General features: G+C 53.7%; 23 protein-coding genes. 20 read left to right on the forward strand and 3 right to left on the reverse strand.

The annotated features are described in order from the left end of the window. The first annotated feature begins 57 nt into the window (after nucleotides 1-57). The 18 genes from gyrA to dnaK all read left to right on the forward strand — a co-directional run bounded on the left by gyrA (nucleotide 58) and on the right by dnaK (nucleotide 21,033). Nucleotides 58-2,496 (forward strand): DNA gyrase subunit A, encoded by a 2,439-nt coding sequence (gene gyrA, locus JRI46_02095; protein MBW2038377.1) that lies wholly within the window; start codon nucleotides 58-60, stop codon nucleotides 2,494-2,496. A 206-nt stretch (nucleotides 2,497-2,702) separates the two neighbouring features. After that, a complete protein-coding gene (gene dnaA, locus JRI46_02100; protein ID MBW2038378.1) occupies nucleotides 2,703-4,031 on the forward strand; it encodes a chromosomal replication initiator protein DnaA in 1,329 nt (442 codons plus the stop codon). A 128-nt stretch (nucleotides 4,032-4,159) separates the two neighbouring features. Next, nucleotides 4,160-5,266: a DNA polymerase III subunit beta gene (dnaN, locus tag JRI46_02105; protein ID MBW2038379.1), complete on the forward strand. Its 1,107-nt coding sequence runs from the start codon at nucleotides 4,160-4,162 to the stop codon at nucleotides 5,264-5,266. A gap of 86 nt (nucleotides 5,267-5,352) precedes the next feature. After that, on the forward strand, nucleotides 5,353-7,755 hold the full coding sequence (gene gyrB, locus JRI46_02110; protein MBW2038380.1) for a DNA topoisomerase (ATP-hydrolyzing) subunit B: 2,403 nt from the start codon (nucleotides 5,353-5,355) through the stop codon (nucleotides 7,753-7,755). Next, nucleotides 7,755-8,351, forward strand: a complete 597-nt coding sequence (locus tag JRI46_02115; GenBank protein ID MBW2038381.1) for a dephospho-CoA kinase — start codon at nucleotides 7,755-7,757, stop codon at nucleotides 8,349-8,351. Before gyrB ends, JRI46_02115 begins: the two co-directional genes overlap by 1 nt. Beyond that, nucleotides 8,348-9,610, forward strand: a complete 1,263-nt coding sequence (gene rho / locus JRI46_02120) for a transcription termination factor Rho (GenBank protein MBW2038382.1) — start codon at nucleotides 8,348-8,350, stop codon at nucleotides 9,608-9,610. Before JRI46_02115 ends, rho begins: the two co-directional genes overlap by 4 nt. A 58-nt stretch (nucleotides 9,611-9,668) precedes the next feature. Next, on the forward strand, nucleotides 9,669-9,893 hold the full coding sequence (gene rpmE, locus JRI46_02125) for a 50S ribosomal protein L31 (protein ID MBW2038383.1): 225 nt from the start codon (nucleotides 9,669-9,671) through the stop codon (nucleotides 9,891-9,893). A gap of 221 nt (nucleotides 9,894-10,114) precedes the next feature. Next, nucleotides 10,115-11,200 carry a peptide chain release factor 1 gene (gene prfA, locus JRI46_02130; GenBank protein MBW2038384.1) on the forward strand — a complete coding sequence of 362 codons (1,086 nt, stop codon included), beginning with the start codon at nucleotides 10,115-10,117 and terminating at the stop codon, nucleotides 11,198-11,200. Continuing rightward, entirely contained in the window at nucleotides 11,200-12,060 is an 861-nt protein-coding gene (gene prmC / locus JRI46_02135) for a peptide chain release factor N(5)-glutamine methyltransferase (GenBank protein ID MBW2038385.1), read from the forward strand. Before prfA ends, prmC begins: the two co-directional genes overlap by 1 nt. Further along, on the forward strand, nucleotides 12,057-13,340 hold the full coding sequence (murA, locus tag JRI46_02140; GenBank protein ID MBW2038386.1) for a UDP-N-acetylglucosamine 1-carboxyvinyltransferase: 1,284 nt from the start codon (nucleotides 12,057-12,059) through the stop codon (nucleotides 13,338-13,340). The genes prmC and murA overlap by 4 nt, the downstream gene beginning before the upstream one ends. Continuing rightward, entirely contained in the window at nucleotides 13,315-14,604 is a 1,290-nt protein-coding gene (hisD, locus tag JRI46_02145; protein MBW2038387.1) for a histidinol dehydrogenase, read from the forward strand. Before murA ends, hisD begins: the two co-directional genes overlap by 26 nt. 5 nt (nucleotides 14,605-14,609) lie before the next feature. Continuing rightward, nucleotides 14,610-15,194, forward strand: coding sequence for an imidazoleglycerol-phosphate dehydratase HisB (gene hisB / locus JRI46_02150; GenBank protein MBW2038388.1), 585 nt, complete (start codon nucleotides 14,610-14,612; stop codon nucleotides 15,192-15,194). A gap of 20 nt (nucleotides 15,195-15,214) precedes the next feature. Further along, nucleotides 15,215-15,898, forward strand: coding sequence for a hypothetical protein (locus JRI46_02155; GenBank protein ID MBW2038389.1), 684 nt, complete (start codon nucleotides 15,215-15,217; stop codon nucleotides 15,896-15,898). A gap of 9 nt (nucleotides 15,899-15,907) precedes the next feature. Next, on the forward strand, nucleotides 15,908-16,636 hold the full coding sequence (hisA, locus tag JRI46_02160) for a 1-(5-phosphoribosyl)-5-[(5-phosphoribosylamino)methylideneamino]imidazole-4-carboxamide isomerase (protein ID MBW2038390.1): 729 nt from the start codon (nucleotides 15,908-15,910) through the stop codon (nucleotides 16,634-16,636). 80 nt (nucleotides 16,637-16,716) lie between these two features. Continuing rightward, on the forward strand, nucleotides 16,717-17,166 hold the full coding sequence (locus JRI46_02165) for a phosphatidylglycerophosphatase A (protein ID MBW2038391.1): 450 nt from the start codon (nucleotides 16,717-16,719) through the stop codon (nucleotides 17,164-17,166). 303 nt (nucleotides 17,167-17,469) lie between these two features. Next, a complete protein-coding gene (gene hrcA / locus JRI46_02170) occupies nucleotides 17,470-18,516 on the forward strand; it encodes a heat-inducible transcription repressor HrcA (protein ID MBW2038392.1) in 1,047 nt (348 codons plus the stop codon). A gap of 30 nt (nucleotides 18,517-18,546) precedes the next feature. Beyond that, a complete protein-coding gene (gene grpE, locus JRI46_02175; protein MBW2038393.1) occupies nucleotides 18,547-19,137 on the forward strand; it encodes a nucleotide exchange factor GrpE in 591 nt (196 codons plus the stop codon). A gap of 3 nt (nucleotides 19,138-19,140) precedes the next feature. Then, nucleotides 19,141-21,033, forward strand: a complete 1,893-nt coding sequence (dnaK, locus tag JRI46_02180; protein MBW2038394.1) for a molecular chaperone DnaK — start codon at nucleotides 19,141-19,143, stop codon at nucleotides 21,031-21,033. Between the two features lie 162 nt (nucleotides 21,034-21,195). On the opposite strand, the gene JRI46_02185 is transcribed toward dnaK, so the two are convergent. Both JRI46_02185 and JRI46_02190 read right to left on the reverse strand, forming a co-directional pair. Then, on the reverse strand, nucleotides 21,196-21,543 hold the full coding sequence (locus JRI46_02185) for a hypothetical protein (protein MBW2038395.1): 348 nt from the start codon (nucleotides 21,541-21,543) through the stop codon (nucleotides 21,196-21,198). A gap of 215 nt (nucleotides 21,544-21,758) precedes the next feature. Beyond that, nucleotides 21,759-23,768, reverse strand: coding sequence for a UvrD-helicase domain-containing protein (locus JRI46_02190; GenBank protein ID MBW2038396.1), 2,010 nt, complete (start codon nucleotides 23,766-23,768; stop codon nucleotides 21,759-21,761). A 239-nt stretch (nucleotides 23,769-24,007) separates the two neighbouring features. Between JRI46_02190 and JRI46_02195 the strand changes: the two genes are divergently transcribed. Both JRI46_02195 and JRI46_02200 read left to right on the forward strand, forming a co-directional pair. Further along, the gene (locus JRI46_02195; protein MBW2038397.1) at nucleotides 24,008-25,357 is read left to right on the forward strand and encodes a phosphoglucosamine mutase; all 1,350 of its coding nucleotides are present in this window, start codon (nucleotides 24,008-24,010) and stop codon (nucleotides 25,355-25,357) included. Nucleotides 25,358-25,443: 86 nt separating this feature from the next. Continuing rightward, nucleotides 25,444-26,472 carry a 6-phosphogluconolactonase gene (locus tag JRI46_02200; GenBank protein ID MBW2038398.1) on the forward strand — a complete coding sequence of 343 codons (1,029 nt, stop codon included), beginning with the start codon at nucleotides 25,444-25,446 and terminating at the stop codon, nucleotides 26,470-26,472. Nucleotides 26,473-26,598: 126 nt separating this feature from the next. Here JRI46_02200 and glmU read toward each other — a convergent pair. Continuing rightward, nucleotides 26,599-26,824 (reverse strand): bifunctional UDP-N-acetylglucosamine diphosphorylase/glucosamine-1-phosphate N-acetyltransferase GlmU (gene glmU / locus JRI46_02205; protein MBW2038399.1); only part of this gene is annotated, 226 nt, incomplete at its 5' end.

Here is a 26,824-nt window from a genome sequence, read left to right on the forward strand (position 1 = left end):
ATAAGGGGCCTAATTTCTGATAAAATATAAAAAAATTAACCAATGGAGTATGTTGTGATGCTTCCTGCCAAAAGGCCTTTGCCGGTGAATATCGAAGATGAGATGCGCAAATCCTATATGGATTATGCCATGAGCGTCATCATCGGGCGGGCCCTCCCGGATGTGCGGGATGGACTCAAGCCCGTACACCGGCGAGTCCTCTATGCCATGCACACACTCGGAAACCATTGGAACAAACCCTTCAAGAAATCGGCCCGGGTGGTGGGAGACGTTATCGGGAAATACCACCCCCATGGGGACGCTGCGGTCTACGATACCATCGTCAGGATGTCCCAGGACTTTTCTCTACGCTACCCCCTTGTGCAAGGGCAAGGCAACTTCGGCTCAGTGGACGGGGACTCTGCAGCTGCCATGAGGTATACAGAGGTCAGGCTCACCCGCTTGGCCCATGAACTACTGGCAGACATCGATAAGGATACGGTAGACTTTGGGCCCAACTATGACGATTCCCTTCAGGAACCCCTGCTTCTGCCAGCCCCTTTCCCTAACCTCCTAGTCAATGGCTCAGCAGGCATCGCCGTGGGGATGGCCACGAATATACCACCCCACAACCTAGTTGAGGTCATCGACGCCATCGTGGCCCAGATAGAGGATCCGAGAATAACCATCGAGGAGTTGATGGAGTTCATCCCTGGGCCCGACTTCCCCACCGGTTCCATCATCTATGGGAAGGAGGGGATTAGGGCGGCCTATCAGACGGGTAAGGGGGTCATCCATCTCCGGGCCCGGGCCTTGGTGGAGAAGCAAAAGGGGGAGCGTGATCGGATCATCATCACTGAGATCCCCTATCAGGTGAACAAGGCCCGCCTAGTGGAGAAAATCGCCCTGTTGATGCAAGAGAAGCGCATCGAGGGGATCTCCGAAGTAAGGGATGAGTCCGATCGAGATGGTATGAGGATAGTATTGGAGCTCAAAAAGGACGAGGTGGCTGAGGTGGTACTCAACCAACTCTATAAGCTCACCCAGATGCAGGTCTCCTTCGGGATCATCCTCCTGGCCATAGTGGACAACAGGCCTTCCGTTTTAAATTTAAAGGAACTTATCGGCCATTTTATCGAACATCGCAAGGTGGTAGTCACCCGTCGCTCCCGCCACGAACTGCGTGAGGCCGAGGCCCGTGCCCACATCCTGCAAGGGCTGCTGAAGGCCTTGGGCCAGATAGATGCCATTATCGCCCTGATCAAGGGTTCAAAAACACCAGCTGGGGCGAAGGAAACACTGGTTAAAAGATTCGCATTCACCGAGGCTCAGGCTCAGGCCATCTTGGACATGCGGCTGCAACGCCTCACTGGCTTGGAACGAGAGAAGGTCGCCGAAGAGTTCGAAGGGCTGAGCAAGGAGATCGCTAGGCTTAGACAGATCCTCGGCGATGAAGGGCTCTTGATGGAGGTGATCGTCAAGGGGCTACGGGATATCCAAGAGGAGTTCGGTGACCCCCGTCAGACACAGATCATCGAGGAGGAGGGGGAAGTTCGTCTGGAAGACCTCATCCTGGAGGAGGATATGGTGGTCACCATAACGCATACCGGCTATATCAAGAGGACGTCGCCTGGACTTTATCGCAGCCAACGCCGAGGTGGGAAGGGGAGGTTGGGTATCACTGTAAAGGATCAGGACTTCGTGGAACACATCTTTATCGCCTCCACCCACCATTACATCCTCTTTTCTACCGATAGAGGTAAGGTCTATTGGTTGAAGGTGCATCAAATACCCCAGGCTGCCCCCTCAGCCAAGGGTAAGGCCCTGGTCAACCTCATCACCCTCTCTCCCCAGGAGAGGATAACGGCCATCCTCCCGGTTAAGGAGTTCAAGTCAGGAATATCCATCATCATGGCTACCAAAAAAGGGATGTTGAAAAAGACCGCCCTGCAGGCCTTCAGTCATCCGCGCTCCGACGGTATCATCGCCCTACGCCTGGGGGAAGGGGATGGTCTGGTAGCTGCTAAGCTCTCTATGGAGAAGAGGGAGATCTTTTTGGGGACGCGCATGGGAAAGGCGATTAGGTTCAAGGAGACTCAGCTTAGGGAGATGGGCAGAGGAGCCAGAGGGGTTAGGGGGATCAACCTCGGGCCGCATGACCGCTTGGTCGCCTTGGAAATCATCCAAGAGGGGGCCTTTATCCTCAGCGTGACCGAAGGGGGCTACGGGAAAAGGACCTCTTTATCAGAGTACAGGTGTCAAAACCGGGGAGGGAAAGGGGTGATCAACACCATGGTCTCCGAGAAGAATGGACCAGTAGTGGGTATTCTGCAGGTTGTGGAGGAGGACGAGGTGATCTTGATTACAGATAAAGGTAAGGTATTGAGACTCTCGGTGGAAGACGTCCCCCTGCGGGGGAGAAATACCATAGGGGTCAGGCTCATCGGCCTGGAGGAAGGGGCAAGGGTGGTGGGTTTGGCAAAACTCGTGGAAAAAGAGAAAAAGGACTTGACCTAGAATTGTTTTTTTGATAAATATGAAATTGTTGTACATCTTGGTCTTTAAAAGCCTTCGGCTTTGGAATTTAAAATGGGTTAACAGGCTTTCAAGATTTTTTCCCTTCTCCTATCTATCTTAAAAAGATATCCACAAATTGTGGATTAAATGTCGAAAAATCCATTTATGAAAAACTGTGACCCCCTTAAAAATCTTTGGTATAAATCATGGAAGATTTCTGGCTACAGGTTTTAGAGGCCATCAAGGGACAGATAAATATAAACAGCTTTGAGACATGGATTAAACCCATTCAGGTTGGGTCCCTATTAGAGAAGGAGATCATCCTCGAGGTGCCCAATAACTTCTTCCGTGACTGGGTCGCCGAGCATTACTTAAATACTATAAAAACGGCTCTTTATGACCTAACTGGTGAAGATTTTTTGGTATCCCTACAGACAAAGAAGATGAAGCCTCCCTACCTGAAAGGGGCTTCGGAAAAGAAAGTGGCGGTTGATGAAGATTTGGCCAGCCGCATGTTCAACCTCCGGTATACCTTTGAAAATTTTGTGGCTGGTGCGGGGAACCAATTTGCCCATGCAGCATCACAGGCAGTAGCCGACACACCAGGGAGAAGATATAACCCCCTGTTTATTTATGGCGGGGTTGGGTTGGGGAAGACACATCTATTGAACGCCATCGGCCACCGAATGGTAAAAAACAGGACCGTCTCTGACCCCAACAAGCTGTGTTATATCTCTTCTGAGGAGTTCACAAATGAACTGGTCAACTCCATTCGTTTTGAGCGCATGGATGGATTTAGGCGGAGGTTCAGGAGTGTCGAGGTACTTCTGATAGACGATATCCAGTTTATTTCTGGGAAGGAGAGGACGCAGATAGAGTTTTTCCATACTTTCAACTCTTTGTATGAGAACAAAAGGCAAATTGTAATCACGAGCGATAAGTTCCCTCGAGAAATCCCTGATTTTGAGGAGCGTCTCAAATCCCGCTTTGAGTGGGGTCTCATCGCCGACATCCAACCTCCTGATGTTGAGACAAAGGTGGCTATTCTAAAGAAAAAGGCAGAGCTAGAAAATATATATATACCTAATGATGTAGCATTTTTTTTGGCTTCTCACATCAATTCTAATATCCGCATATTGGAGGGCTGTCTCATAAGACTGGGGGCCTTTGCTTCTCTTACCAAGAGGGAAATTACCCTAGAAATGGCCAAGGAGGTATTGAGAAGCTTTATAAAAGACAGGGAGGCGACAATTTCCATCGATAATATACAAAAGAGGGTTGCATCCTATTTTAACCTAAAGCCAAAAGATCTGAGGTCTAAAAGGAGATTGAAACAAGTGGTGATACCCAGGCAGATAGCCATGTATCTTGCCAAAAAGCTCACTACTTGTTCCCTCATAGAGATTGGGGAAAAGTTCGGTGGAAAGGATCATTCTACGGTTATCCACTCTATAAAGAAGACTGAAGAAAAGATTTCCCACGATAAATACATAAAAAGTGTAGTCGATGATCTAATGGCAAAAATTAGGGAGTAGTTTTGCACAGAGATGAACTTCGATATGTGAAAATAGTAAACAAACTTATTCTCTTTATTATCAGTGAATTATAGGAGATATTAACCTTTTAACACCTATTATTACTACTAAGAACTAAGGAAACTTATATGAAGTTCATAGTAGAAAAGGCCTTTTTTCAGACAAGTTTGGGAAAAATTCAAGGGATTGCAGAAAGAAGAAGTACCATTCCCATTCTTTCAAACATATTAATTTCAGGAGAGAAGAACAGGTTAAATATAGTGGCCACCGACCTCGAAATAGGAGTGAAGGAAAGTATTGAGGCCAACATTATGGAAAAGGGCGACATCTGTATCCCTGCGAAAAAGCTATATGATGCTGTCAGAGAGCTTTCCGAAGAGAAGGTTGAAATACAACGAGAAGGGAACTTTTGGATCTCGATAAAGGCTGGTAAAACAATCTTCAGCCTTCCTGGGGTAGACCCCGACGAGTTTCCCAAATTTCCCGATACTGAGGGCGCTAATTATTTTAATTTAAGGACTTCCGACCTCTTAGGAATGGTTGAAAAGACTGTTTTCGCAGCTTCGACAGAGGAATCTAGGTTCAATCTTAATGGAATTTATATGGAGAAGGTGAAGGAGGAAAACAGAGAGTTTTTACGCATGGTGGCTACTGATGGACACAGGTTATCCAAAATAGATAAAGAGGTGGAGTCAACCCTAGACAAGGGTGTTATTATCCCCCGCCGAGGTTTGATAGAGTTAAGGAGGATCTTAGGGGAAGAAGAGGAGGAGGTGGCCATTTCTATCAAGGACAACAACTGTATTTTTAAGACAAATCGCAATACGGTAGTAGTTCGCCTATTAGAAGGAGAATACCCTGACTATCAACAGGTTATTCCCACAGCTAACGACAAGCTGATATTGGTTAACAAAAAAGAGTTTATGGGTTCTTTACGTCGAGCCCAAGTAATCGCCAGCGAAAAAGGAGAAGGGGTTAGATTCTCCATAAAGGGTGGTCTAATGGAGATCAACACGGGAGGCCCAGATGTGGGCAGTGTACAAGAAGAGATAAAGATCGATTATGAAGGGGACCCCTTAGAAATATCCTTTAATGCCAGATACCTCCTAGATGTTTTGAATATAATGGATGCGGATGAGGTAAGGGTGGAGTTAAAAGAAGAATTGATTGCTGGGGTGATAAGACCTGTGGATGGAGAGGCGTTTTTATATGTAATAATGCCCATGCGCCCTTAAGACCAGAGATATCCCCTCCTATAAAAATGTCTTTTCCTGTTCATTTCATAGATTAAAATCCCCATCAGGAAAGAGAAGCAGGAGAAATGACAAAGTCCTTAAAGGAAGAAATTTATGATGCCAGACAAATTAAGGTATTAGATGGATTGGCTGCTGTCCGGAAGAGACCCTCCATGTACATTGGCAATACAGGGATAGAGGGACTGCATCACTTAGTAGAGGAACTGGTGGACAACAGCACAGATGAGTCCTTGGCTGGCTATTGCACGAAGATAAATGTGGTGATCCATTTAGATAACAGCGTCACAGTGAAGGACGATGGCAGAGGAATTCCCGTTGACAAACACCGACAAGAGGGAAGACCTGCAGTGGAGGTCGTCCTTACAAAACTGCATTCTGGTGGGAAATTCGACAAAAAGAGCTATAAGGTTTCCGGGGGGCTTCACGGGGTAGGTCTCTCTGTGGTAAATGCCGTCTCTGAGTACTTGGAGTTGGAGATAAAGAGGGGCGGAAATGTATATCATCAAAGATATGAACGGGGACAGAAGAAGACCCCCTTGCAGATTGTGGGCAAGACCAAAAAGACCGGGACTACCATAAGATTTAAGCCCGATCCTGAGATCTTTGGGGATTTGGAGTATAGTTATGAATTACTCTCCCAGCGTCTGCGCGAACTCTCCTTTCTCAACAAAGGGATTACCATAACCATTGAGGATGAAAGGAGCGACAAGAGCAACCAGTTCTTTTATAAAGGGGGGATTATCTCATTCGTCGAGTACCTCAATCGCAACAAGAATGGCATTCATCCCAAGCCCATCTACCTTGAGGGAAGGAAAAACGATACCTACATTGAGGTCGCCCTGCAGTATAACGACAGCTATAAAGAGACCATCTTCACCTTTGCCAACAGCATCAACACCCATGAGGGGGGGGCCCACTTGGTGGGCTTTAAATCGGCCCTAACTAGGACGATGAACACTTATGCCGCTAACAACAACCTCCTAAAGGACCTCAAGGAGGGATTAAGTGGTGAGGATGTGAGGGAGGGACTGGTGGGGGTAATCAGCGTGAGGCTGCCTGACCCCCAATTTGAGGGGCAGACGAAGACAAAGCTGGGCAACAGCGAGGTAAAAGGATATGTGGAGGCCCTGACCAACGAGAGGCTGGGAAGTTTCTTTGAGGAACACCCCCAGGTGGCCCGAAAGGTATTGGCCAAAGTGGTCGATGCCGCGCGAGCACGGGCGGCGGCTCGCAAGGCAAGGGAGCTTGCCAGGAAGAAGGGGGGACTGGACACAAGTCTTCTCCCTGGCAAGCTGGCAGATTGTCAGGAGCGTGACCCGGCCCACAGTGAACTCTACATCGTGGAGGGGGATTCAGCGGGTGGCTCGGCAAAGCAAGGTAGGGACAGGAGATATCAGGCCATCCTTCCCTTAAAGGGGAAGATCCTCAACGTAGAAAAGGCCAGATTTGACAAGATGCTGTCCAATGAGGAGATAAAGACCATCATCACCGCCTTGGGGGTTGGGATCAATCAAGATGAGGTGGATGTGTCGAAAATCAGATATCATAAGATCATCATCATGACCGATGCCGATGTAGATGGCTCACATATCAGAACCCTCCTTTTGACCTTTTTCTACCGGCAGATGGTGGGGGTGATTGAGAGAGGATATCTGTGCATCGCCCAGCCCCCCCTATATCGAGTAAGGATAGGGAGGAAGGACACCTACCTTAAGGACGAGGAGGAGATAAACAGATTTCTGTTAGAGAGGGCCATGGAAAAGGTGGAACTGGAGCTGACGGGATCTCAGACCCGATTGGGGGGGAAGAGACTTCTTGATCTCCTGAACAAACTCTCCCGCTTTGACTACTACCAGAGGAGGCTCGAGCGCCGAGGCTACCCCCGGGAGGCTGTAAAGGTCCTTTTGCGACAAGGGGTTTCTCGCCCCGAGGATTTCGGAGACAAGGGGCGGCTCATGTTCCTGCACAAGGCCCTGCAGGGAGAGGGAATGGAGGTGGGAGAGATCACCACCGACGAGGAGCATAACCTTTTTGAATTCTCCCTCCAGGGGAGGATAAATGGGAGGAGGGTGGAGAGGAAGATAAACAGGGAACTGGTGGAATCTGTTGAATATAGAAATGTCCTGGCCCTCTATCAATCGATCGCCGGTTTTGAAACCCCCCCCTTTGTTATCTACCACAAGGGAGGACAGCAGAGGATAGGGTCCAAGGGGGAACTGTTGGACTATATCACCACCATAGGAAAGGAAGGACTATATATCCAGAGATACAAAGGTCTCGGGGAGATGAATCCTGAACAACTCTGGGAGACTACCATGAACCCCGAGAGCCGGAGCCTCCTCCGGGTGAGGGTGGAGGATGCCGTGGTAGCGGATGAGATCTTTACTATCCTTATGGGGGATCAGGTAGAAGAGCGCAGGCGCTTCATCGAGCAAAATGCCCTCCAGGTGGAGAATCTGGACATTTGATGCCCAGGGTGATTGGCCTGACAGGGGGAATCGCGAGTGGTAAGAGCCTGGTATCCCGCATCCTGATGGGAGTGGGTGCGGTGGTAATCGATGCGGATGATATTGGCCGGGAGATCATGGCGAAATATGCTCCCGTAAGACAGGAGGTGGTGAAGACCTTTGGGAAGGAGGTGCTCAAAGAGGGGGGCCAGATCGACAGGGGGAAGCTGGGGAGGATCATCTTCCGCGACCTGGAGAGGAGGAAGGTCTTGGAAAGGATCCTTCACCCACTTATTCAAGAGGAGATGTGGAAGAGGGTGCAGGGGAGCAGCGGAGACGTGGTCTTGGAGGTACCCCTCTTGATCGAGAAGGGGGAGCATGAGAAGGTAGACCTGGTAGTAGTGGTCTATGTCACCAGAGAGGCCCAAATCCAGCGCCTCATACGCAGGGATGGGATATCCAGGCAGGAGGCCGCCAGGAGGATAGATACCCAGCTCCCGTTGAAGGAGAAGGTCTCTCATGCCCATTATATTATCAACAACACTGGGTCCGTGGAGGAGACGGAGGAACAGGTGCTCAGGTTTTATCAGGTAATAAAGGGGGAAGAAACGCCATGAATACAGAGGTTATAAACCTTAGAGATTTGAAAAGCAAGAAAATATCGGAGCTGGCGGCCTTGGCCAAGGAGCTGAAGGTGGGTGGGGCGGCCAATATGCGCAGGCAGGAGCTGATCTTCGCCATTCTGCAGGCGCAGGCTGATAAGGACGGGGTCATCTATGGGGAGGGGGTCCTGGAGATCCTGCCCGACGGTTTCGGCTTTCTCCGCTCTCCGGACTACAACTATCTGCCGGGTCCAGACGACATCTATGTCTCCCCCTCGCAGATAAGGAGGTTCAATCTGAGGACAGGGGAAACCATCTCGGGGCATATAAGGCCCCCCAAGGAAACGGAGAGATACTTTGCCCTCCTCAAGGTGGAGAAGCTCAGCTACGAAGACCCCGAGGTGGCGAAAGACAAGATCCTTTTTGACAATCTTACACCCCTATATCCGCAGGAGAAGGTCAAATTGGAGTACGATCCCAACAACTACTCTACGAGGGTGATGGACCTCCTCACCCCCATAGGAAAGGGGCAGAGGGGTTTGATTGTTGCCCCTCCAAGGACAGGGAAGACTATGCTCCTACAGTCCATCGCCCACAGCGTTATGGCCAATCACAAGGAGATGATCCTGATCGTGCTCCTCATCGATGAGCGGCCCGAGGAGGTGACTGATATGGAGCGTTCGGTAGAGGGGGAGGTGATAAGCTCCACCTTTGATGAGCCCCCTCAACGACATGTCCAGGTGGCTGAGATGGTGGCCGAAAAGGCCAAGAGGCTGGTGGAGCACCAGATGGACGTGATCATCCTCTTGGACAGCATTACTAGGTTGGCCAGGGCCTATAATGCCGTGATACCTCCCAGCGGAAAGGTCCTCTCGGGTGGGATAGACGCCAACGCCCTCCAGAAGCCTAAGCGCTTCTTCGGCGCCGCCAGAAACATCGAGGAGGGAGGGAGCCTGACCGTCGTCGCCACGGCCCTGATCGATACGGGGAGTAGGATGGATGATGTGATCTTCGAGGAGTTCAAGGGGACAGGTAATATGGAGTTGGTGTTGGATAGACGCCTAGTGGACAGGAGGATCTTTCCGGCCATAGATATAAACCGCTCGGGGACGAGGAAGGAAGAGCTCTTGCTGGACGAGAACGACCTAAACCGCATCTGGCTCTTGCGCAAGGTGCTGACACCTATGAACACGGTGGACAGCATGGAGTTCCTGTTGGACAAGTTGTGCAAGACCACCAGCAACAGGGAATTTTTAGATACCATGAACCAGTGAGAAGGGGTTGAAAATAAGGACAAGATACGCTATTTTTATCTAAAAAGGGGGTTGAAGGATGAAGAAAGGGATCCACCCTGAGCTGTACGATATCACCATTACCTGTGCCTGTGGGGCCACCTTTCAAACCAAGTCCACCCGAAGGGACTATTCTGTTGATGTATGTTCCCGCTGTCACCCCTTCTTTACGGGCAGGGAAAAGTTGGTGGATACGGCGGGCAGAATAGAGAAGTTTACCCGCAAGTACAAACACCTCCAGAAAGAGGGGCAGAAGAAGGGATAGGGGGACTCCTCACCGGCCGAAGGGAGAGGTATCCTTTGCCCAGCCGGTGATATTTTTTTGCCCCGAAAGAGAGTGAGGGGGGATAGGTTAAAGACAAGGGGAATCTGCTGTTCCACGTTGTGGCGGGCCTGTCCTATGCAGAGGTTGACCGTTGATGAGCCCTCTGATACTCAGATAAAGGCGGCCATTGTGGCCTTATAAGGAGGAGGTGGATCTTGAATATGGAGGTCCTGGAGAAGTTGGACGAGCTGGAGGCCAGGTATGAGGAGGTGGAGTGCCTCCTGGGTGACCCCCAGGTGGTGGCCCGGAAGGAGGAGTACCAGCAATACGCCAAAGAACATGCGGATCTGGGGCGGATAGTGGAACGCTTCCGGAGGTACAAGGACCTCCTCAGGCGAATAGAGGAGGATAAGGCCCTGCTTAAGGAAGAAGAAGAGGAGCTCAAAAATATGGCCCGTGAAGAGGTCGCCGACCTCATGGAAGAAAGGGAGCGGGTGGAGCGGGAGCTGATCGTCTCCCTTCTACCCAAGGACCCCAACGATGAAAAGAACATCGTCCTGGAGATTAGGGCTGGTACAGGAGGGGAAGAGGCCGCCCTCTTTACGGCGGATCTCTTTCGGATGTATGCCAAATATGCCGAGATGAATAACTGGCGGGTAGAAGTACTAAGCCAGCACCCCACCGGTGTTGGGGGATTCAAAGAGATCATCGCCCTCATCGAAGGGAAGGGGGTCTATAGCAAGTTGAAATATGAGAGTGGCGTACACAGGGTGCAGCGGGTCCCCGCCACCGAGTCCCAGGGGCGGATCCACACCTCAGCGGTCACTGTGGCGGTTCTGCCCGAGGCTGAGGAGGTAGAGGTGGAGACCACCCCCAAGGACCTCAGGATAGATGTATACCGGTCCTCGGGCCCCGGCGGGCAACATGTCAACACCACAGACTCAGCGGTCAGAATAACCCACCTTCCCACCGGCATAGTGGCGACTTGCCAGGATGAGAAGTCCCAGCACAAGAATAAGGCCAAAGCAATGAAGGTCCTGCGGGCGAGGCTCCTCGATATGCAAAGGCAGAGGCAGCAAGAGGAGATTACCCAACGGAGGCGCAGCCAAGTGGGAACGGGGGACCGCAGTGAGCGGATCAGGACCTATAATTTCCCCCAGGGCAGGGCAACCGACCACCGCATTGGCCTCACCCTTTATAAACTGGAGGAGGTCATGGAGGGGAACCTGGGAGAGATCATCGATGCCCTCATCACCCATTATCAGGCCGAGGCCATTCGACAAAAGGAGGGGGCAGTTAGCCGCTGATGGCCCAGGAGCGCTGGACGGTGCTGAAGGTCCTAGAGTGGACGACGGAGTACTTTCGGGAAAAGGGGATGGAAAAACCACGCCTGGAGGCCGAGGTGCTCCTGGCCCACCTCTTGGGGGTAGATCGGGTGGGGCTCTATCTCAACTATGACAAACCCCTCAAGGAGGAGGAGCGGAGGGTATATCGGGAGATGATCCAACGGCGCACCGCTTGGGAGCCTATCGCCTATATCTTGGGGTATAATGAGTTTTGGTCCTTGAGATTTAAGGTGAGCCCTGAATGCCTCATCCCGCGCCCGGAGACCGAGCACTTGGTGGAGGAGGTCTTGCGAATAGGCGGACAGTTGCAACCTCCGCTGCGGGTGCTGGAGATAGGGACCGGCTGCGGGGCAGTGGCCATTGTCTTGGCCAAGGAACTAAAGGAGACACAAATCGTGGCCACGGATATCTCAGCCCATGCCCTCTCCTTGGCGCAGGAGAACGCCCAGGCGCACGGGGTAGGGGAGAGGATCAGGTTTGTACAAAAGGATCTTTTCCCATGTGTAGGGACACCCTTCTGCCTCATCGTCTCCAATCCCCCCTATATTCCCACCGACGAGATCCTCCAACTGGCCCCGGACGTGAGGGATTATGAACCCCTCAACGCCCTGGATGGGGGAGAGGATGGGCTGCGCTTTTTCCGGGAGATCGCTCAAGGGGCACCGGGTTTTCTGATCGAAGGGGGTTGGCTCCTCTTGGAGATGGGGAAGGGGCAGGCCCAGAAGGTAACCGATATCTTGGAGGGGGAGAAGTTCACGCATATTGAACTGGTCCCGGACTATGCCGGGATCAAGAGGGTGGTCAGGGCACAGAGGGGATGAAGGGGTTAGTTATCGAAGGGGGAGAGAGATTGATGGGAGAGGTAACGGTCAGTGGGGCCAAGAACGCGGCCTTGCCAGCCATGGCCGCCGCACTCCTGGTCGAGGGGACCTGTAAGTTCACCAATGTCCCCCACCTGCGGGATGTGGAGACCCTCCGGGCCCTGCTGGAGAACTTGGGAGCTAGGACCAATTGGAGGGGGAGGGGTGAGCTGGAGGTGGGCACCCCCAGCATAGAGGGGGTGACCGCACCTTATGAATTGGTGAAGACCATGCGGGCCTCCATCCTGGTCCTGGGGCCATTGCTGGCCAGGATGGGGGAGGCAGTGGTCTCCATCCCCGGTGGCTGTGCCATAGGGGCAAGGCCGGTGGACCTTCACATAAAGGGGCTGGAGCAGCTTGGAGCTCAGATCGAACTGGAGCACGGTTATATCAAGGCTCGTGCTCCCCGGCTCAAGGGGGGCCAGATATATCTAGATATCCCCACGGTTACCGGAACAGAGAATCTCATGATGGCGGCGGTGAATGCCCAGGGGACCACAGTCATCGAGAATGCCGCCTGTGAGCCAGAAGTGGAGGAATTGGCCCAGATCCTCAAAGAGATGGGGGCCCAGATAGAGGGGGCAGGGACCAAGGTAGTGACCATCCGGGGGGTGGAGAGGTTGCGGCCGGTGGCCTACAGCATCATGCCCGACAGGATAGAGGCAGGCACCCTGATGGTGGCGGCTGGGATCACCGGAGGGAATATCCTGATCAAGGGGTGTCGCTTGGAACACATGGAGGCCGTGGTGGGGAAGTTACGGGAGGTGGGGATGGATATCTCCCCCCTAGGGGAGAGGAGGGTGAGGGTTGTGGGAGACCATAGGATAAGGAGCGCTGATGTGAAGACCCTCCCCTATCCGGGATTCCCCACCGATATGCAGGCTCAATTTATGGCGCTGATGATCTTGGCCAATGGGCTCAGCGTCATCTCGGAGACCATCTTCGAGAACAGGTTCATGCACGTCAGTGAGCTCAGGAGGATGGGTGCCGACATTCGGGTGCAGGGCGCTACCGCCATCGTCAATGGCGTGCCCAGGTTGAGCGGGGCCCCGGTTATGGCTACTGATCTGCGGGCCAGCGCCTCGCTGGTGCTGGCAGGCCTGGCTGCTGAAGGGACGACGGTGGTCTCCCGGCCGTATCACCTGGAGAGGGGATATGAGGATCTAGAAGGGAAGCTTGGCGCCTTGGGGGCCAAAGTGAGGAAGGTGGATCTGGATGAGGGTTTTGGACAGCAAGAGTAAGGAGTTTGAGGCAGAATTGGAGATCCTCCTCGCCCAGAGGCGAGAGGAGATGGAGGGTGTCGAGGGGGCCGTGCGGGAGATTATTGAGGAGGTGAAGGGCAGAGGTGATGAGGCCCTACTCCATTATACCCAACAGTTCGACGGGGTGGAGATCTCCCGGCAGGAGATGGAGGTCCCGCAAAAAGACTGGGAGAGGGCCTGGCAGGAGGTAGAGGGGGAGGCCCTCATCTCCCTTCAACGGGCCGCCGGGCGGATCGAGTCCTTCCACCGCCAGGAGCTCTATCGCTCTTGGTTTGATACGGATAAAGGAGTAGTGAGGGGACAGTTGGTGCATCCCTTGGCCAGGGCCGGGGTCTATGTCCCCGGGGGGAAGGCGGCCTACCCCTCCTCACTGTTGATGAGCGTCATCCCCGCCAAGGTGGCGGGGGTGAGAGAGGTGGTGGTGGTGACCCCTCCCTCCCGAGAGGGCGTGAACCCTTACATCTTGGCCGCCGCCCGGATGGTAGGGGTGAATAGGGTCCTGCTGGTCGGGGGAGCCCAGGCCGTCGCAGCCTTGGCCTATGGTACGGAGACCGTGCCGCGGGCCGATTTAATAGTGGGGCCGGGAAATCTGTATGTAGCCACGGCCAAACGGTTGTTGTTCGGGGTCGTAAGGGTGGATATGGTGGCGGGGCCCAGTGAAATCCTGGTAGTCTGCGATGGATCCACTCCCCCCACCTTTGTTGCCGCTGACCTCCTCTCCCAGGCAGAACACGATGAGATGGCCTGGCCGATCCTGATCACCCCTTCCAAGGAGTTCGCCAATCAAGTGCATGAGGAGGTGGAGAGGATGAAGGGGGCCCTCCCACGCCAGGGGATTATCGAGGCCTCCCTTGAACGCCACGGACTCATCATCTTGGTGCGGGATCTGGGGGAGGGGATACAGATCGCCAACCGGATCGCCCCTGAGCATCTGGAGTTGGCCCTCGAAGACCCCTTCCGGTGGTTGGGGGAGGTGCATAATGCTGGTGCCGTCTTCCTCGGCCCCTACACCCCAGAGGCAATAGGGGATTATCTGGGAGGGCCCAATCATGTGCTGCCCACTGGGGGTACGGCCAGGTTCTTCTCCCCTCTGGGGGTTGAGCACTTTTTAAAGAGGACCAATCTCCTCTTCTTGTCCCGGGAGGCCCTGGAAGCGGTGAAGGAGGATGTAGCCCGATTGGCCCGCCTGGAGGGGCTGGAGGCCCATGCCCAGGCCGTGGTGGTGAGGGCAAAGGAGGATTGAGACAGATGCAGCGCAGAGCCCAGACAGAGAGGAAGACCAAAGAGACGGATATCTCTCTCTCTATCCACTTGGACGGAGGTGGAAATTCGGAGATCTCCACAGGGATACCCTTCTTCGACCACATGCTCTCCTTGATGGCCATGCACGGCCTCTTCGATCTGTCCTTAAGGGCAAAGGGGGACCTGGAGGTCGATTTTCACCACACCGTGGAGGATGTGGGGATCGCCTTGGGCGAGGGGATCAAGAAGGCCTTGGGGGATGCGACAGGAATAAAGAGGTTTGGGGAGGCCCTGGTACCCATGGATGAAGCCTTGAGCAGGGTGGTCTTGGACATCTCCGGCCGCCCCTATCTGGGCTATCGCGTCAAGGCTGCTGGGAGGCTCAGGGACTTCGACTTGGAATTGGTGGAGCCCTTCTTCAAGGCCTTGGTGGACCACGCCGGCCTCACCCTCCATATCGACCTCCTTTACGGTAAGAACCTCCATCACATCGTCGAATCGATCTTTAAGGGGTTCGGCAGGGCCCTGGATCGGGCCTCCTCCTTGGATGAGAGGAGGTCCGGGGTCCCATCCACTAAGGGCAGCCTATAATTATAATGGGAGAGGTGCCTATGGCTTTCCAGATGAAAAAAAGAAGGGAAATGATCTTGGGGGCAATTCTTGGGCTCCTCATCTTCCTGCTCCCCTTCCCATCCCATTCTCAAGGGGGAGGTCAAGGGTTTGTGCCCCTCAGGAAGGTGGCGGTTCTCCCCTTTCTGATCATCAGGCCGGCGGAGGGGGAGACGATGGCCAAAGGGTTATGGGGAGAGTTTTTCTTCCGGGCCGGAGAGGTCCCCTCCCGAGCAGGATCTGAGGTGATGGCTATCCTCTACCGCCAGCTCTTTCATCTAGGGCGATGTGAGGTGACCCCTTTGGGTCAGGCGATGGCCGCCGTGGAGGGAGTGGACCCTATCGTCCTCAGACAGGATCCGTTGGGGGAGGCGGTGCGGCTGGGAAGGCAGCTAGGTGTCTATGCGGTGGTTATAGGAGGGGTCTACCGTTTTGAGCAACGCCAGGGTAGCGCCCTGGGGGTGGAGAGGCCAGCCTCAGTAGCCTTTGACGCCCACTTGGTCAGGCTCAAGGATAAAAAGGTGATCTGGAGTGGTAGGTTTGACGAGACTCAACGCTCCCTGAGCGAAAACCTCCTTAAGGCCTCCACATTTGTCAAAGCTGGGGGGCGTTGGGTAACGGTGGAGAAGTTGACGGCCATAGGCGTCGAATCCGTCCTGCGCACCTTCCCCTCATTGACCCTTTAGAGCTCCTCGATGCTGGTGGTACCGGCCATAGACCTGAAGGGGGGGCGATGCGTCCGACTCCGCCAGGGGAGGATGGAGGAGGAGACGGTCTACTCGCCCGCACCGGGAGAGGTGGCAATGAGGTGGGAGTCCGCTGGGGCTGAATGGATCCATGTGGTCGATCTAGATGGGGCCGTGGCCGCCCGCCCGATGAACATCGAGGCAGTAAAGGAAATACGGAGGCAGGTAAGGGCCCCCCTCCAACTGGGAGGAGGGATCAGGGACCTGCGGGCCATCGAGGAGTGGCTCTCCTTTGGGATAGAGCGGGTAATCTTGGGCACGGCCGCCTATGAAGGTCCCTCCTTGATAAAGGAGGCATGCCAGCGATATCCAGGCAGGATAGCGGTGGGGATCGATGCCCGGGAGAGAGAGGTCATGGTGAGGGGGTGGCGGAAGGGGACCTCCCTGAGGGCGGTTGACCTGGCCAGAGAGATGGAGACATATAGGGTAGCGGTTATCATCTTTACCGATATCAGCAGGGACGGGATGGGGGGAGGGATCGATCTGGATCAGGCCAAGGAGGTGGCCCAGGCAGTGGAGACCCCGGTCATCGTCTCCGGAGGGGTGGCCACTTTGGAGGATATAAAGGCGGTGAAGGGGTTGGTCCCCTATGGGGTTATAGGGGTCATCACGGGCCGGGCCCTTTATGAGGGGACCTTGGACCTGGCCGAGGCTATCAGGGTAGCCAAAGGGGGCTGAGAGGATGTTGGCCAAAAGGATTATACCGTCAATGGGGTGAAGGAGTATCTCCGGCAGAGGGGGTTAGGGTAAGCATTTAGATGAGGAAGTTGATTATTCTGCTGGCGACATGGGGAGGGGTGGGGTTTTGCCCCTTGGCCCCTGGGACGGCGGGGACTGCCGCAGCGGTCCCCCTTTTTCTTCTCCTCTCTCTTCTCCCTCTAACGGTCTACCTCCCCCTTTTGTTATGCATCGCTCTGCTAGCCTGTTGGCTGGCAGGGAAGGCAGAGCTTATCTTCCAGCAGCAGGATAGCCGGGACATAGTTGTAGATGAAGTGGTGGGTTTTTTGGTTACCATGACCTCTTTCCCCCCTTCCTGGTCCTATATCCTTGCTGGTTTTGTCCTATTTCGTGTCTTCGACATCCTCAAACCCCCACCTATCCGCTTCTTGGAGAGGAGGGTAAAAGGGGGCTACGGGGTGGTCCTAGACGATGTGCTGGCTGGGATCTACGCCCATGTCGTCCTGCATATCTTCTTGTCCTTCCTCTAGTATCTTGACAAAATGGGGGGAGATCATTACTTTAAAGAAGTTGTAAGGAATTTTTGTAAAAATATTACCGTGAAAATGCACGGTATAAAGAGATACTGGATGGTCTTTCAGCCTTTAATGTTATTTTCACTCCCTCTTCAGGTGGCTTCGCCCCCTGAAACCCCTAATAAGGTAAACCTTTCCTCTTTGGGGAGCTTGAGGGGGCCGTACCCCCTCAAAGTGAGTTCGAATAAGGGAGGGCGGCATTTTCATCAGCGGGGGTGAGGAAACGTAAACCCTCATGAGAGGAGGGTTTATAAAAAGATGATTACTCTGTCCGAAAGGGACAAGAAGGTCCTCAAGATAATCGTAAAGGATTATATAAGTAACGGCGAGCCTGTGGGTTCGCGCACGGTGGCCAAAAAGTCCGATCTCAACCTGAGCCCGGCCACCATCAGAAACGTGATGGCCGATCTGGAGGAGATGGAATTCCTCTTTCAACCCCATACCTCGGCGGGGAGGGTCCCCACAGAGAAGGGGTTTCGCTTCTTCGTCGATGTCCTCTTAGATCTACAGGGGCTATCCCTCCCGGAGAGGGAGGAGATGAGGAGTACTTGCCAGGATTGTAAGGCGGACATGTCCGAACTCATGAGGAGGACTTGTAGGATCCTTTCCGCCTTTTCCCACTATGCGGGGATCGTCATGCCCCCTCCCCTGCGGGAGACCATCTTCAAACATATCGAGTTCATCAGGCTCAGGAAGAATCAAATCCTCGTCATATTTGTGGCCTCCTCGGGCCTTATCCAGAACCGGGTGGTGGAGCTGGAGGAGGATCTAAGCCAGGACGAACTGGGCAAGATTACCCACTACCTAAACGATCTCCTGACAGGGCTCCCCCTCCGAGAGGTGAGGGAGCGAATCGTGGAGGAGATGAAGAGGGAGAAGAGGGCCTATGACGAGTTGCTGCAGAAGGCCTTACAATTGGGAGGGAAGGCCCTGGTCACGAATGAGGAGATGGACCTGTATATAGAGGGGCAGGTAAACATCCTCGATGAGCCGGAGTTCGCGGACGTGGAGCGGATGAAGGAACTCTTTAAGGCCTTTGAGGAGAAGAGCCTCTTGGTCAAGCTCTTGGACCGGAGCATGAAAGGGGAGGGCGTACAGATCCTCTTCGGCTCGGAGTGTGAGGTAGCGGCCATAGAAGGGTGCAGCCTGATTACCTCTACCTATGGTCACCCCGGCCGCTTTCTGGGTATCCTAGGAGTCATTGGCCCGGTGCGCATGAACTACTCCCGGGTGATCCCGGTAGTGGACTTTACCGCCAAACTCCTCACCGATATCTTGGAATCTGAGTGGAACAGTCCTCTATAAAATTATTTAGAGCTTAAAGGGATATTGCTTATGGTCGAGGAAGAAAGGGAACAGGCCAGAGAACAAGCCGCACAAAGGCCACAGGAGAGGAAGGAGAAAAAGAGACGCAGCAGCAAGGAGATTATAGAGGAATTGGAGGCCGCCCTTCAGAAGGCCCAGGAGGAGGCGAAGGAGAACTATGAGCACCTCCTGCGGGTCTCAGCGGACTTTGAGAACTACAAAAAACGGGTGGCCAGGGAGAAGGCCGAGCTGATAAGGTATGGAAACGGAGAGCTGATCAAGGAGCTTCTGCCTGTAATAGATAATTTGGAGAGGGCCTTAGAGCACGCCTCAGGGCAGGGAGAGAAAGAGGGGATCATGGAGGGGGTGGAGATGACCCTGGTGCAGTTTCTCCAGACATTACAGAGGTTCGGAGTCACCCCCATCTCCGCTGTGGGAGAGCGCTTCGATCCCACGAGACACGAGGCGGTCATGGAACTGGCTACTGGGGATTGTAACCCTGGGCACGTTGTCTCGGAGCCACAGAAGGGTTACCTGCTCAATGACCGGCTCCTGCGCCCAGCCAAAGTGGTGGTGGCCAAGCCCCAAGGGGATGCCGGAAAGGGAAAAGAGGAGGCTTAAGATATGGCAAGGGTTGTAGGGATCGATCTGGGGACGACTAACTCAGTGGTAGCGGTGATGGAAGGAGGCGAACCGAAGGTCCTCGTCAACGCTGAAGGCAGTAGAATCACCCCGTCTGTGGTGGCCTTCACCGACAAGGGGGAGAGGCTGTTAGGACAGATCGCCCGACGCCAGGCCATCACCAATCCCGAGAATACCATCTATGCCGTCAAGAGGCTCATCGGCAGAAGGTTCTCAGATCCCGAGGCACAAAAGGACGTAAAGATCTGTTCATACAAGATCGTGGAGGCGAGCAACGGGGACGCCTGGGTCCGCGCCCAGGGGAAGGACTACAGCCCCCAGGAGATCTCAGCCATGATCCTGCAGAAGATGAAGCAGACAGCGGAGGACTATTTGGGGGAGAAGGTGACTGAGGCAGTCATCACCACCCCGGCCTATTTTAACGACAGCCAGCGTCAGGCAACCAAAGATGCGGGAAGGATCGCCGGGCTCGATGTCCTGCGGATCATCAATGAGCCGACGGCAGCCTCCTTAGCCTATGGGCTCGACAAGAAGAAGGAGGTCCGGATAGCCGTCTTCGACCTGGGCGGAGGGACCTTTGACATCTCTATCTTGGAGCTGGGGGATGGGGTCTTTGAGGTGAAGTCCACTAACGGTAACACCCACCTGGGCGGGGAGGACTTCGATCAGAGGACCATCGATTATATAGCCGATGAGTTTCTGAAGGAGAATGGCATCGATCTGCGCAAAGATCGGATGGCCCTGCAGCGTTTGAAGGAGGCGGCGGAGAAGGCCAAAATAGAGCTATCCACATCCTTGGAGACAGAGATCAACCTCCCCTTCATCACCGCCGATGCCTCCGGTCCCAAACACCTCGCCATGAAGCTCACTCGGGCAAAGCTGGAGGCCCTGGTGGCCGATCTTATTGAAATGGTGGAAGGGCCATGTCGTCAGGCCCTGGCCGACGCCGGTCTCTCCTCCTCAGATGTCGATGAGGTACTCTTGGTTGGGGGGATGACGAGGATGCCCCGGGTTCAGGAGAAGGTGCGGGAGATCTTCGGCCGGGAGCCGGGCAAGGGGGTCAACCCCGATGAGGTGGTGGCCATCGGGGCGGCCATCCAGGCGGGGGTCCTAAAGGGGGAGGTGAAGGATGTGTTGTTGCTGGACGTCACCCCCCTCTCCCTGGGGATTGAGACCCTGGGAGGAATCTTCACTAGACTCATCGAGCGCAACACCACCATCCCCACACGCAAGAGTCAGATCTTCTCTACTGCCGCCGACAACCAGACGGCTGTGACCATCCATGTCCTGCAGGGCGAAAGGGAGATGGCGGCGTATAATATGACCTTGGGGCAGTTCGAGCTGGTAGGCATACCCCCGGCCCCCCGGGGTATCCCCCAGATAGAGGTCACCTTTGACATCGATGCCAACGGCATCGTCCATGTGACGGCCAAAGACCTGGGCACCGGAAAGGAACAGTCTATTAGGATTACCTCTTCCAGCGGCCTTGGTGAGGAGGAGATCCAGCGGATGGTCAAGGAGGCCGGGTCTCATGCTGAGGATGATCGCCGCAAGAGGGAGTTGGCCGAGGAGCGCAACAGGCTGGATGGGGTGATCTATTCCACGGAGAAGTCCTTGCGCGAGCAAGGGGATAAGATAGATGCCGGGGACAAAAAGAGGGTGGAGGAGGCCCTGGAGAAAGCGAGGAAGGCCATGGGCGCAGAGAATATAGCCGAAATAAAGGGGGCCCATGACGAGCTTGTCCAGGCGGCCCACAAGCTGGCCGAGGCAATGTACGCCGCGGCCTCCCAACAGGCGGCCTCCGGAGGAGAGACGAAAAAGGAGGAGGATGTCGTAGACGCCGATTTCGAGGAGGTGAAGGGGGATAAGGGGTAAAAGTCCCCTCTCTTTTGAGACTGCTAAGGGGCTGTAACGCCCATCTTAACCGGCGCACATTTCGCTGCGCTCCATGTGCGCCCGAGTTGAAGCTGTTGTTAGGCAACTCGCGCGACCAAATCGATTAATCTTAAAAGAAGTCCTGCATAACCTTGAACAGTTCTACCTGTCCATCGATTTAGCGAGCAGGGTATCTATAATCTTTATATGCTTCTTATCATTGGAGAACGCGGCAAACACAAACAGAACAAGCACCACAAGAAGGAAAAAACAAAACAAAAACATCATCGGCAGCATACCTGCCATTAGCTGGAGAGTTGATTTTTCAATCGCACCAGCTTCCAGTCTTGAGAAAACCTTTGCAGGATTTACCAGCAGCGGGTTATGAAGAAATAGCCAAACCAGGAAACCAAAACTTACTAATAGGACTCCCATTCCAACCACTGGCCAAGCTCTTACAAGCTTTCTTCTCTTATCAAGGAATCTTTCTTGTTGATCGTTCAGTATCATATCTCATTAAATTATTGGTCTAACATATTAGCCTATGAACGTTCGTTTATTAGCATTTCTTTTTCATTTAATCAACTGAGAGAATCAGCCACCCCAGCCCCACACCATGGGCCTTTTACTGCCTGAGCATGCTTAATATAATAAAACCTGCAAGAGGTGAAAATTCTCATCCCAACCGCAAGACTACAGGAAAGGGTCTTAGTCCCCCCCTCTTTTTATTCATATTCATAATACGTATCCTCGGAAAACAACCCCTCCTCCCAGGCCCAAGAGGATGGCAGCAAGGGGGTCCTTCTGCCCTCCGGGCAGATGATCTCTTGGGGGATATCCCGGAGAAAGCGGGAGGGGATCCTCCTCCCTCCCCCCCCAAAGAGGGTCCTCCTGGTCGCACAGCTCATATAGAGTCTCTCCTGGGCCCGGGTCATCCCCACATAGCAGAGGCGTCGCTCCTCCTCCAGGTCTTCTGGATTGCCCAGGCGTAGGTAATAGGGCAGAAGGCCCTCCTCCAGTCCTACTATAAAGACCACTGGGAACTCCAGACCCTTGGCGCTGTGCAGGGTTATGAGGCTGACCCGATTGGCCCCATCCTCATATTCGTCGATGTCGGTGAGGAGGGCCACCTGGTCGAGGAATTCCTTTAATCCTTCGATCCCTGTTCCCTTGTGCGCCTTAAGTACCCCGAGAAACTCCTTGATGTTCTCTATCCTTGTGTTCCCCTCTTCACCTTGGGCCATGAGAAATTCCATATAATTCGTCCCCTCTATGATTTGAGAGGCCAGCTCGGAGAGGGGGAGGGAATGGGTCTGGGCCCTTAGACTTTCCAATAGGGAGAAGACCTCTTGGGCCTTTTTTCTCACCGCCGGAGAGATATCTTCCCTGACAAGGGCCTCCTGCAGGGCCTGGTAAAGGGAGCACCCCTTCTGATGGCCCAATTCCTCTAATGTGTCCAGGGTCTTGGGACCAATTCCCCTGGGGGGAACGTTCAAGATCCTCTTTAGGCTGACCACATCCTCAGGGTTCACCATGACCCGGAGATAGGCCAAGAGATCCTTGATCTCCTTGCGCTGATAAAACCTTACCCCACCCACCAGGGTATAGGGGATCCCCCAGCGCATCAGGGCCTCCTCCAGGGCGCGGGACTGGGCGTTTATCCGGTAAAAGACTGCGCAGCGCCGGTATTGCCCCTTCGCCTCCGCGGCGATGCGGCCCGCCACCCAACTGGCCTCCTCTTCCTCATCTTCGGCCAGAAAGAGGGTGAGAGGGGTCCCGGGTTCGTTGGCCGTCCAAAGCCTTTTTTCCTGGCGCCAGCGGTTTCGGCAGACCACGGCGTTGGCCCCTTGCAAGATCATTTGGGTGGAGCGGTAGTTCTGCTCCAGCTTGACCACCTTGGCCATGGGGAAGTCCTGCTCAAAGCTCAGGATGTTGGCGGGTTCAGCCCCCCGCCAGCGGTATATGGATTGATCATCATCCCCCACCACACAGAGGGAGGCATCCGGGCCGAGGAGGTCCTTGATGAGGAGGTGTTGTATATAGTTCGTGTCCTGATACTCATCCACCAAGATGTGGCGAAACCTCCTCTGATAATAATCCCGGACCTGTGGGATGCGCTGAAAGAGGAGGTGAGCAAAGTAGAGGAGGTCGCCGAAGTCGAGGGCGTTGGCCGCCCTCAGGGCCTCTTGGTAGAGGGGGTAGAACTCCGCCGCCTTCTTCTGATAAGGGTTGAAGTCTTCGGGGTGGTACTCGTCAGGGCCTATCCCCCGATTCTTCGCCCGCTCGATTTCCTTCAGGATGGTCTTGGGAGGATAGGCGTGTAGCCCCACGCCTGCGGACTTCAAGAGTCCCTCCATCAACCGCTGCTGATCCGTTTCGTCGTAGATGACGAAGTCCCCTGGGAGACCCAGGTGATGGATATGGGAGCGCAGGATCCGCAGGCATGCTGAGTGAAAGGTGCTGACCCAGGCCCTTTGTCCCTGCGTGCCCATCAGGGTACAGACCCTCTCTTTCATTTCACCGGCGGCCTTGTTGGTGAAGGTCACTGCCAAGATCTCCTCTGGGGCGACCCTCCCCGAAAGGAGGAGGAAGGCGATCCTGTAGGTCAACACCCTCGTCTTCCCGCTTCCCGCCCCCGCAAAGACCAGGATGGCCTTCTCCTGGGCGGTGACCGCCTCCCTCTGGGGAGGGTTGAGAGAGCGCAGCAGCTCTTTTACAGGGTTGAGATCGGTCATCTGTTAAGCAGGGGCCTCACTCCACGGTGACGCTCTTGGCAATGGGTTTCAGTTGATTCATCACCTTATATCTAAGACCGATTCCCTGTCAAGAAGGAACAAATCTAAAGCTGGGCTGAAATCCTCTCCATTTTCACAAACCGTGCAGGGTCTTTTCGCCTTTTCCGCTCTTGCTTTTTTCTTGTCTTGCGTGGTAATTTTATTTTTAGAGATCTTTCAGGTATTTCAGGGAGAGGATTATGGGAGCTTTGTTCGGCACCGATGGGGTGAGGGGGGTAGCTAATGAATACCCGATGACTGCTGAAATGGCCTTAAATATTGGAAGGGCAACAGCCCATTTGTTTAAGCGGAAAGGGCACCACGCCAGGATTATTATCGGCAAGGATACACGGATTTCCGGATATATGCTTGAAAATGCTTTGGTCTCTGGTATCTGTTCCATGGGAGTGGATGCCATTTTGCTTGGCCCCATGCCTACACCGGGGGTTGCTTTTTTAACCAGTAGCATGCGCGCTGACGCAGGTATTGTTATATCTGCCTCTCACAATCCCTTCCAGGATAATGGCATTAAGATCTTTTCCAGCGACGGGTTTAAGCTCCCTGATGAAAAGGAACTCGAGATCGAAGAACTCATCTTTTCAAATAATATGCATACCCTTCACCCCTCACCCCGGGAATTGGGCAAGGCATATCGAATTGAAGGTGCCATGGGTCGATACATCGTCTTTTTGAAGAGCAGTTTCCCTAAAGAGTATAACCTCGAGGGAATGAAGGTCGTCCTTGATTGTGCCAATGGGGCTACCTATCGGGTTGCCCCGGAGACGTTTTTCGAATTGGGGGCCGACGTGATCACTCTCTTTGATAAGCCGAATGGAGAGAACATCAATGTCGAGTGTGGGTCACAGCATCCCGAGACACTGGCTGAAGAAGTGGTCAAACAAAATGCAGCCGTGGGCGTTGCCTTTGACGGAGATGGGGATCGCCTCATCGCCGTTGACGAAAAGGGGAACGTGCTGACCGGGGATCAGGTGATAGCCATTTGTGCCAAGGTGATGAAGGACACAGGCAGGCTTACCAATAATCTGGTCGTGAGCACCGTCATGAGTAATATCGGGCTGAGCGCGGCTCTGAAGGAGCTCGGGATCGAGCAATCTGTTACCAGGGTCGGTGATCGATACGTCCTCGAAGAAATGCGAGCCAAAGGTGCCAGTATCGGTGGTGAGGAATCGGGTCATGTGATCTTTCTGCAACATCATACCACAGGTGACGGTATTATCACGGCGTTACAGGTTATGGCGGCGATGGCGAAGGAACAAAAGCCGTTGTCTGAGTTGGCGAAGATCATGGCGGTCTTTCCCCAAAAGCTGATCAACATTGGCGTGAAATCGAAACCCGAGCTATCCACAGTGCCGGAAATTGTCCGGGTTGTCGAGGCCGCGGAAAAAGCATTAGGCGACAAGGGGAGGGTCCTTGTCCGCTATTCGGGGACGCAGAATATGTGTAGAGTCATGGTGGAGGGACCGACGGATGAAGCGACCGAGAGATATTGTCGGCAAATCGCCGATGTCGTTAAAGCGAAACTCGGATAGATGATCTCATCTGTGAGACGAATACATAGGGTTTTAAGCCCGGAATATAAAACACAGCCATCTAAAATCCTAAGGGGGTTGAAGATATGCCGTTCAAAGTCATTATAACGCGTGATTTCGATCATATGAGCGAAGTTGGCGCCCGCATCGTTGTTGACCATATCAAAACGACCCTGAGCACAAAGGACAGCTATGTTTTGGGTTTGGCAACCGGCAACTCACCGACCGGTCTCTATAAACATCTTGCCAAGGCTGCCAATACTGGAGAATTCGATTCGTCGAAGATCGAGAGCTTTAATCTCGATGAATATATCGGCCTTCCGGGAGAGAACGCACAGCAGCGGACCTTGCATAAAGAGAGCTACAGCTTTTTTATGATCCAGGAACTCTTCGGCCTACTGCAGAAGAAGTTTCAAGAGGTGAATGTTCCCTGGGGGACGCTCGTTGATCAGGAAAGGCTTGAAGCGGAGCTCAAGGCCCATCCCGAGGATTGGGAAGAGCAGGGGGTCGATAAGGGGAAGGCGATTGTTATCCTACGCGATGCCCGATCGGAGTACCTCTATTGGATTCGGACGTCGATTCTGGACGCCTATGCCGCGAAGATCAGACAACGGGGAGGGGTCGATTTACATATCGTGGGAGTCGGCGGACGGGGCCATGTGGCGTTCCACGAGTCGGGTATCCCCTTTGATGGCAACGAGATGCTCCTGGTGAAGCTCGATGATAACACCGTGGAGAATGCTGTAGCGGATGGACATTTTGCGAGCAAGGAAGAGAGCCCCTGGTATGCTATTTCCATGGGGGCTGAGCTTGTCTATCAGGCAAAGACCGTGGTACTGCTTGCCAACGGAGGTCGTAAGGCAAAGCCGGTCATGGAATCACTCATGAATGATCCCACCCCCGAAATACCTATGTCTTACGGGCACATATTGTCTAAAAATGGGGGTACTATGATCTATGTTATCGACAGAGAGGCTGCCGAATATGTGCTGGATCATATAAGCACTATAACCGATAAGGGCATTGAAATTGAGGACATAAGCGATCAAAGAGCTTCTCAAAAGGTAGAGGATTTACATTTTTTCAGACATCCCGATACCTGCTTACTGGGATAGGCTGCCTCTCCCCTGTCAGTCTCGTAATACAAACCATTTTCGTGCGTTACAGGATCTCATCGGTACGGGGACGGGGAGGTTCGAGGGGCTCGATGATTGACTATCCCGCACATGATCTGCTCATCCTCATCGGTTCTTTTTATTCCTCTTTATTACCCACTTTTTTATATTCTTCTGCTTGGCCCTGCCCACCGCCAGGGCATAGGGGGGGACATCTTTGGTGATGGTCGATCCTGCCCCCACCAAGGCCCCCTTCCCGATCTTGACTGGGGCCACCAGGGCCGTGTTGCTCCCCATGAAGACCCCCTCCTCAATGATGGTTTGGTGCTTTTGGTAGCCGTCGTAGTTGCAG

Source organism: Deltaproteobacteria bacterium, from assembly GCA_019308925.1.
GTDB lineage: Bacteria > Desulfobacterota > B13-G15 > B13-G15 > RBG-16-54-18 > JAFDHG01.

Excerpts from the sequence above, each read along its gene's own strand:
- prfA (MBW2038384.1), top strand. The coding sequence starts at position 10,115 with ATGGAGGTCCTGGAGAAGTTGGACGAGCTGGAGGCCAGGTATGAGGAG.
- hisA (MBW2038390.1), top strand. The coding sequence starts at position 15,908 with ATGCTGGTGGTACCGGCCATAGACCTGAAGGGGGGGCGATGCGTCCGA.
- grpE (MBW2038393.1), top strand. The coding sequence starts at position 18,547 with ATGGTCGAGGAAGAAAGGGAACAGGCCAGAGAACAAGCCGCACAAAGG.
- gyrA (MBW2038377.1), top strand. The coding sequence starts at position 58 with ATGCTTCCTGCCAAAAGGCCTTTGCCGGTGAATATCGAAGATGAGATG.
- hisB (MBW2038388.1), top strand. The coding sequence starts at position 14,610 with ATGCAGCGCAGAGCCCAGACAGAGAGGAAGACCAAAGAGACGGATATC.
- dnaN (MBW2038379.1), top strand. The coding sequence starts at position 4,160 with ATGAAGTTCATAGTAGAAAAGGCCTTTTTTCAGACAAGTTTGGGAAAA.
- dnaK (MBW2038394.1), top strand. The coding sequence starts at position 19,141 with ATGGCAAGGGTTGTAGGGATCGATCTGGGGACGACTAACTCAGTGGTA.
- JRI46_02190 (MBW2038396.1), bottom strand. The coding sequence starts at position 23,768 with ATGACCGATCTCAACCCTGTAAAAGAGCTGCTGCGCTCTCTCAACCCT.
- prmC (MBW2038385.1), top strand. The coding sequence starts at position 11,200 with ATGGCCCAGGAGCGCTGGACGGTGCTGAAGGTCCTAGAGTGGACGACG.
- JRI46_02185 (MBW2038395.1), bottom strand. The coding sequence starts at position 21,543 with ATGATACTGAACGATCAACAAGAAAGATTCCTTGATAAGAGAAGAAAG.
- murA (MBW2038386.1), top strand. The coding sequence starts at position 12,057 with ATGAAGGGGTTAGTTATCGAAGGGGGAGAGAGATTGATGGGAGAGGTA.
- JRI46_02165 (MBW2038391.1), top strand. The coding sequence starts at position 16,717 with ATGAGGAAGTTGATTATTCTGCTGGCGACATGGGGAGGGGTGGGGTTT.
- JRI46_02200 (MBW2038398.1), top strand. The coding sequence starts at position 25,444 with ATGCCGTTCAAAGTCATTATAACGCGTGATTTCGATCATATGAGCGAA.
- rpmE (MBW2038383.1), top strand. The coding sequence starts at position 9,669 with ATGAAGAAAGGGATCCACCCTGAGCTGTACGATATCACCATTACCTGT.
- hrcA (MBW2038392.1), top strand. The coding sequence starts at position 17,470 with ATGATTACTCTGTCCGAAAGGGACAAGAAGGTCCTCAAGATAATCGTA.
- dnaA (MBW2038378.1), top strand. The coding sequence starts at position 2,703 with ATGGAAGATTTCTGGCTACAGGTTTTAGAGGCCATCAAGGGACAGATA.
- JRI46_02115 (MBW2038381.1), top strand. The coding sequence starts at position 7,755 with ATGCCCAGGGTGATTGGCCTGACAGGGGGAATCGCGAGTGGTAAGAGC.
- JRI46_02195 (MBW2038397.1), top strand. The coding sequence starts at position 24,008 with ATGGGAGCTTTGTTCGGCACCGATGGGGTGAGGGGGGTAGCTAATGAA.
- JRI46_02155 (MBW2038389.1), top strand. The coding sequence starts at position 15,215 with ATGGCTTTCCAGATGAAAAAAAGAAGGGAAATGATCTTGGGGGCAATT.
- rho (MBW2038382.1), top strand. The coding sequence starts at position 8,348 with ATGAATACAGAGGTTATAAACCTTAGAGATTTGAAAAGCAAGAAAATA.
- hisD (MBW2038387.1), top strand. The coding sequence starts at position 13,315 with ATGAGGGTTTTGGACAGCAAGAGTAAGGAGTTTGAGGCAGAATTGGAG.
- gyrB (MBW2038380.1), top strand. The coding sequence starts at position 5,353 with ATGACAAAGTCCTTAAAGGAAGAAATTTATGATGCCAGACAAATTAAG.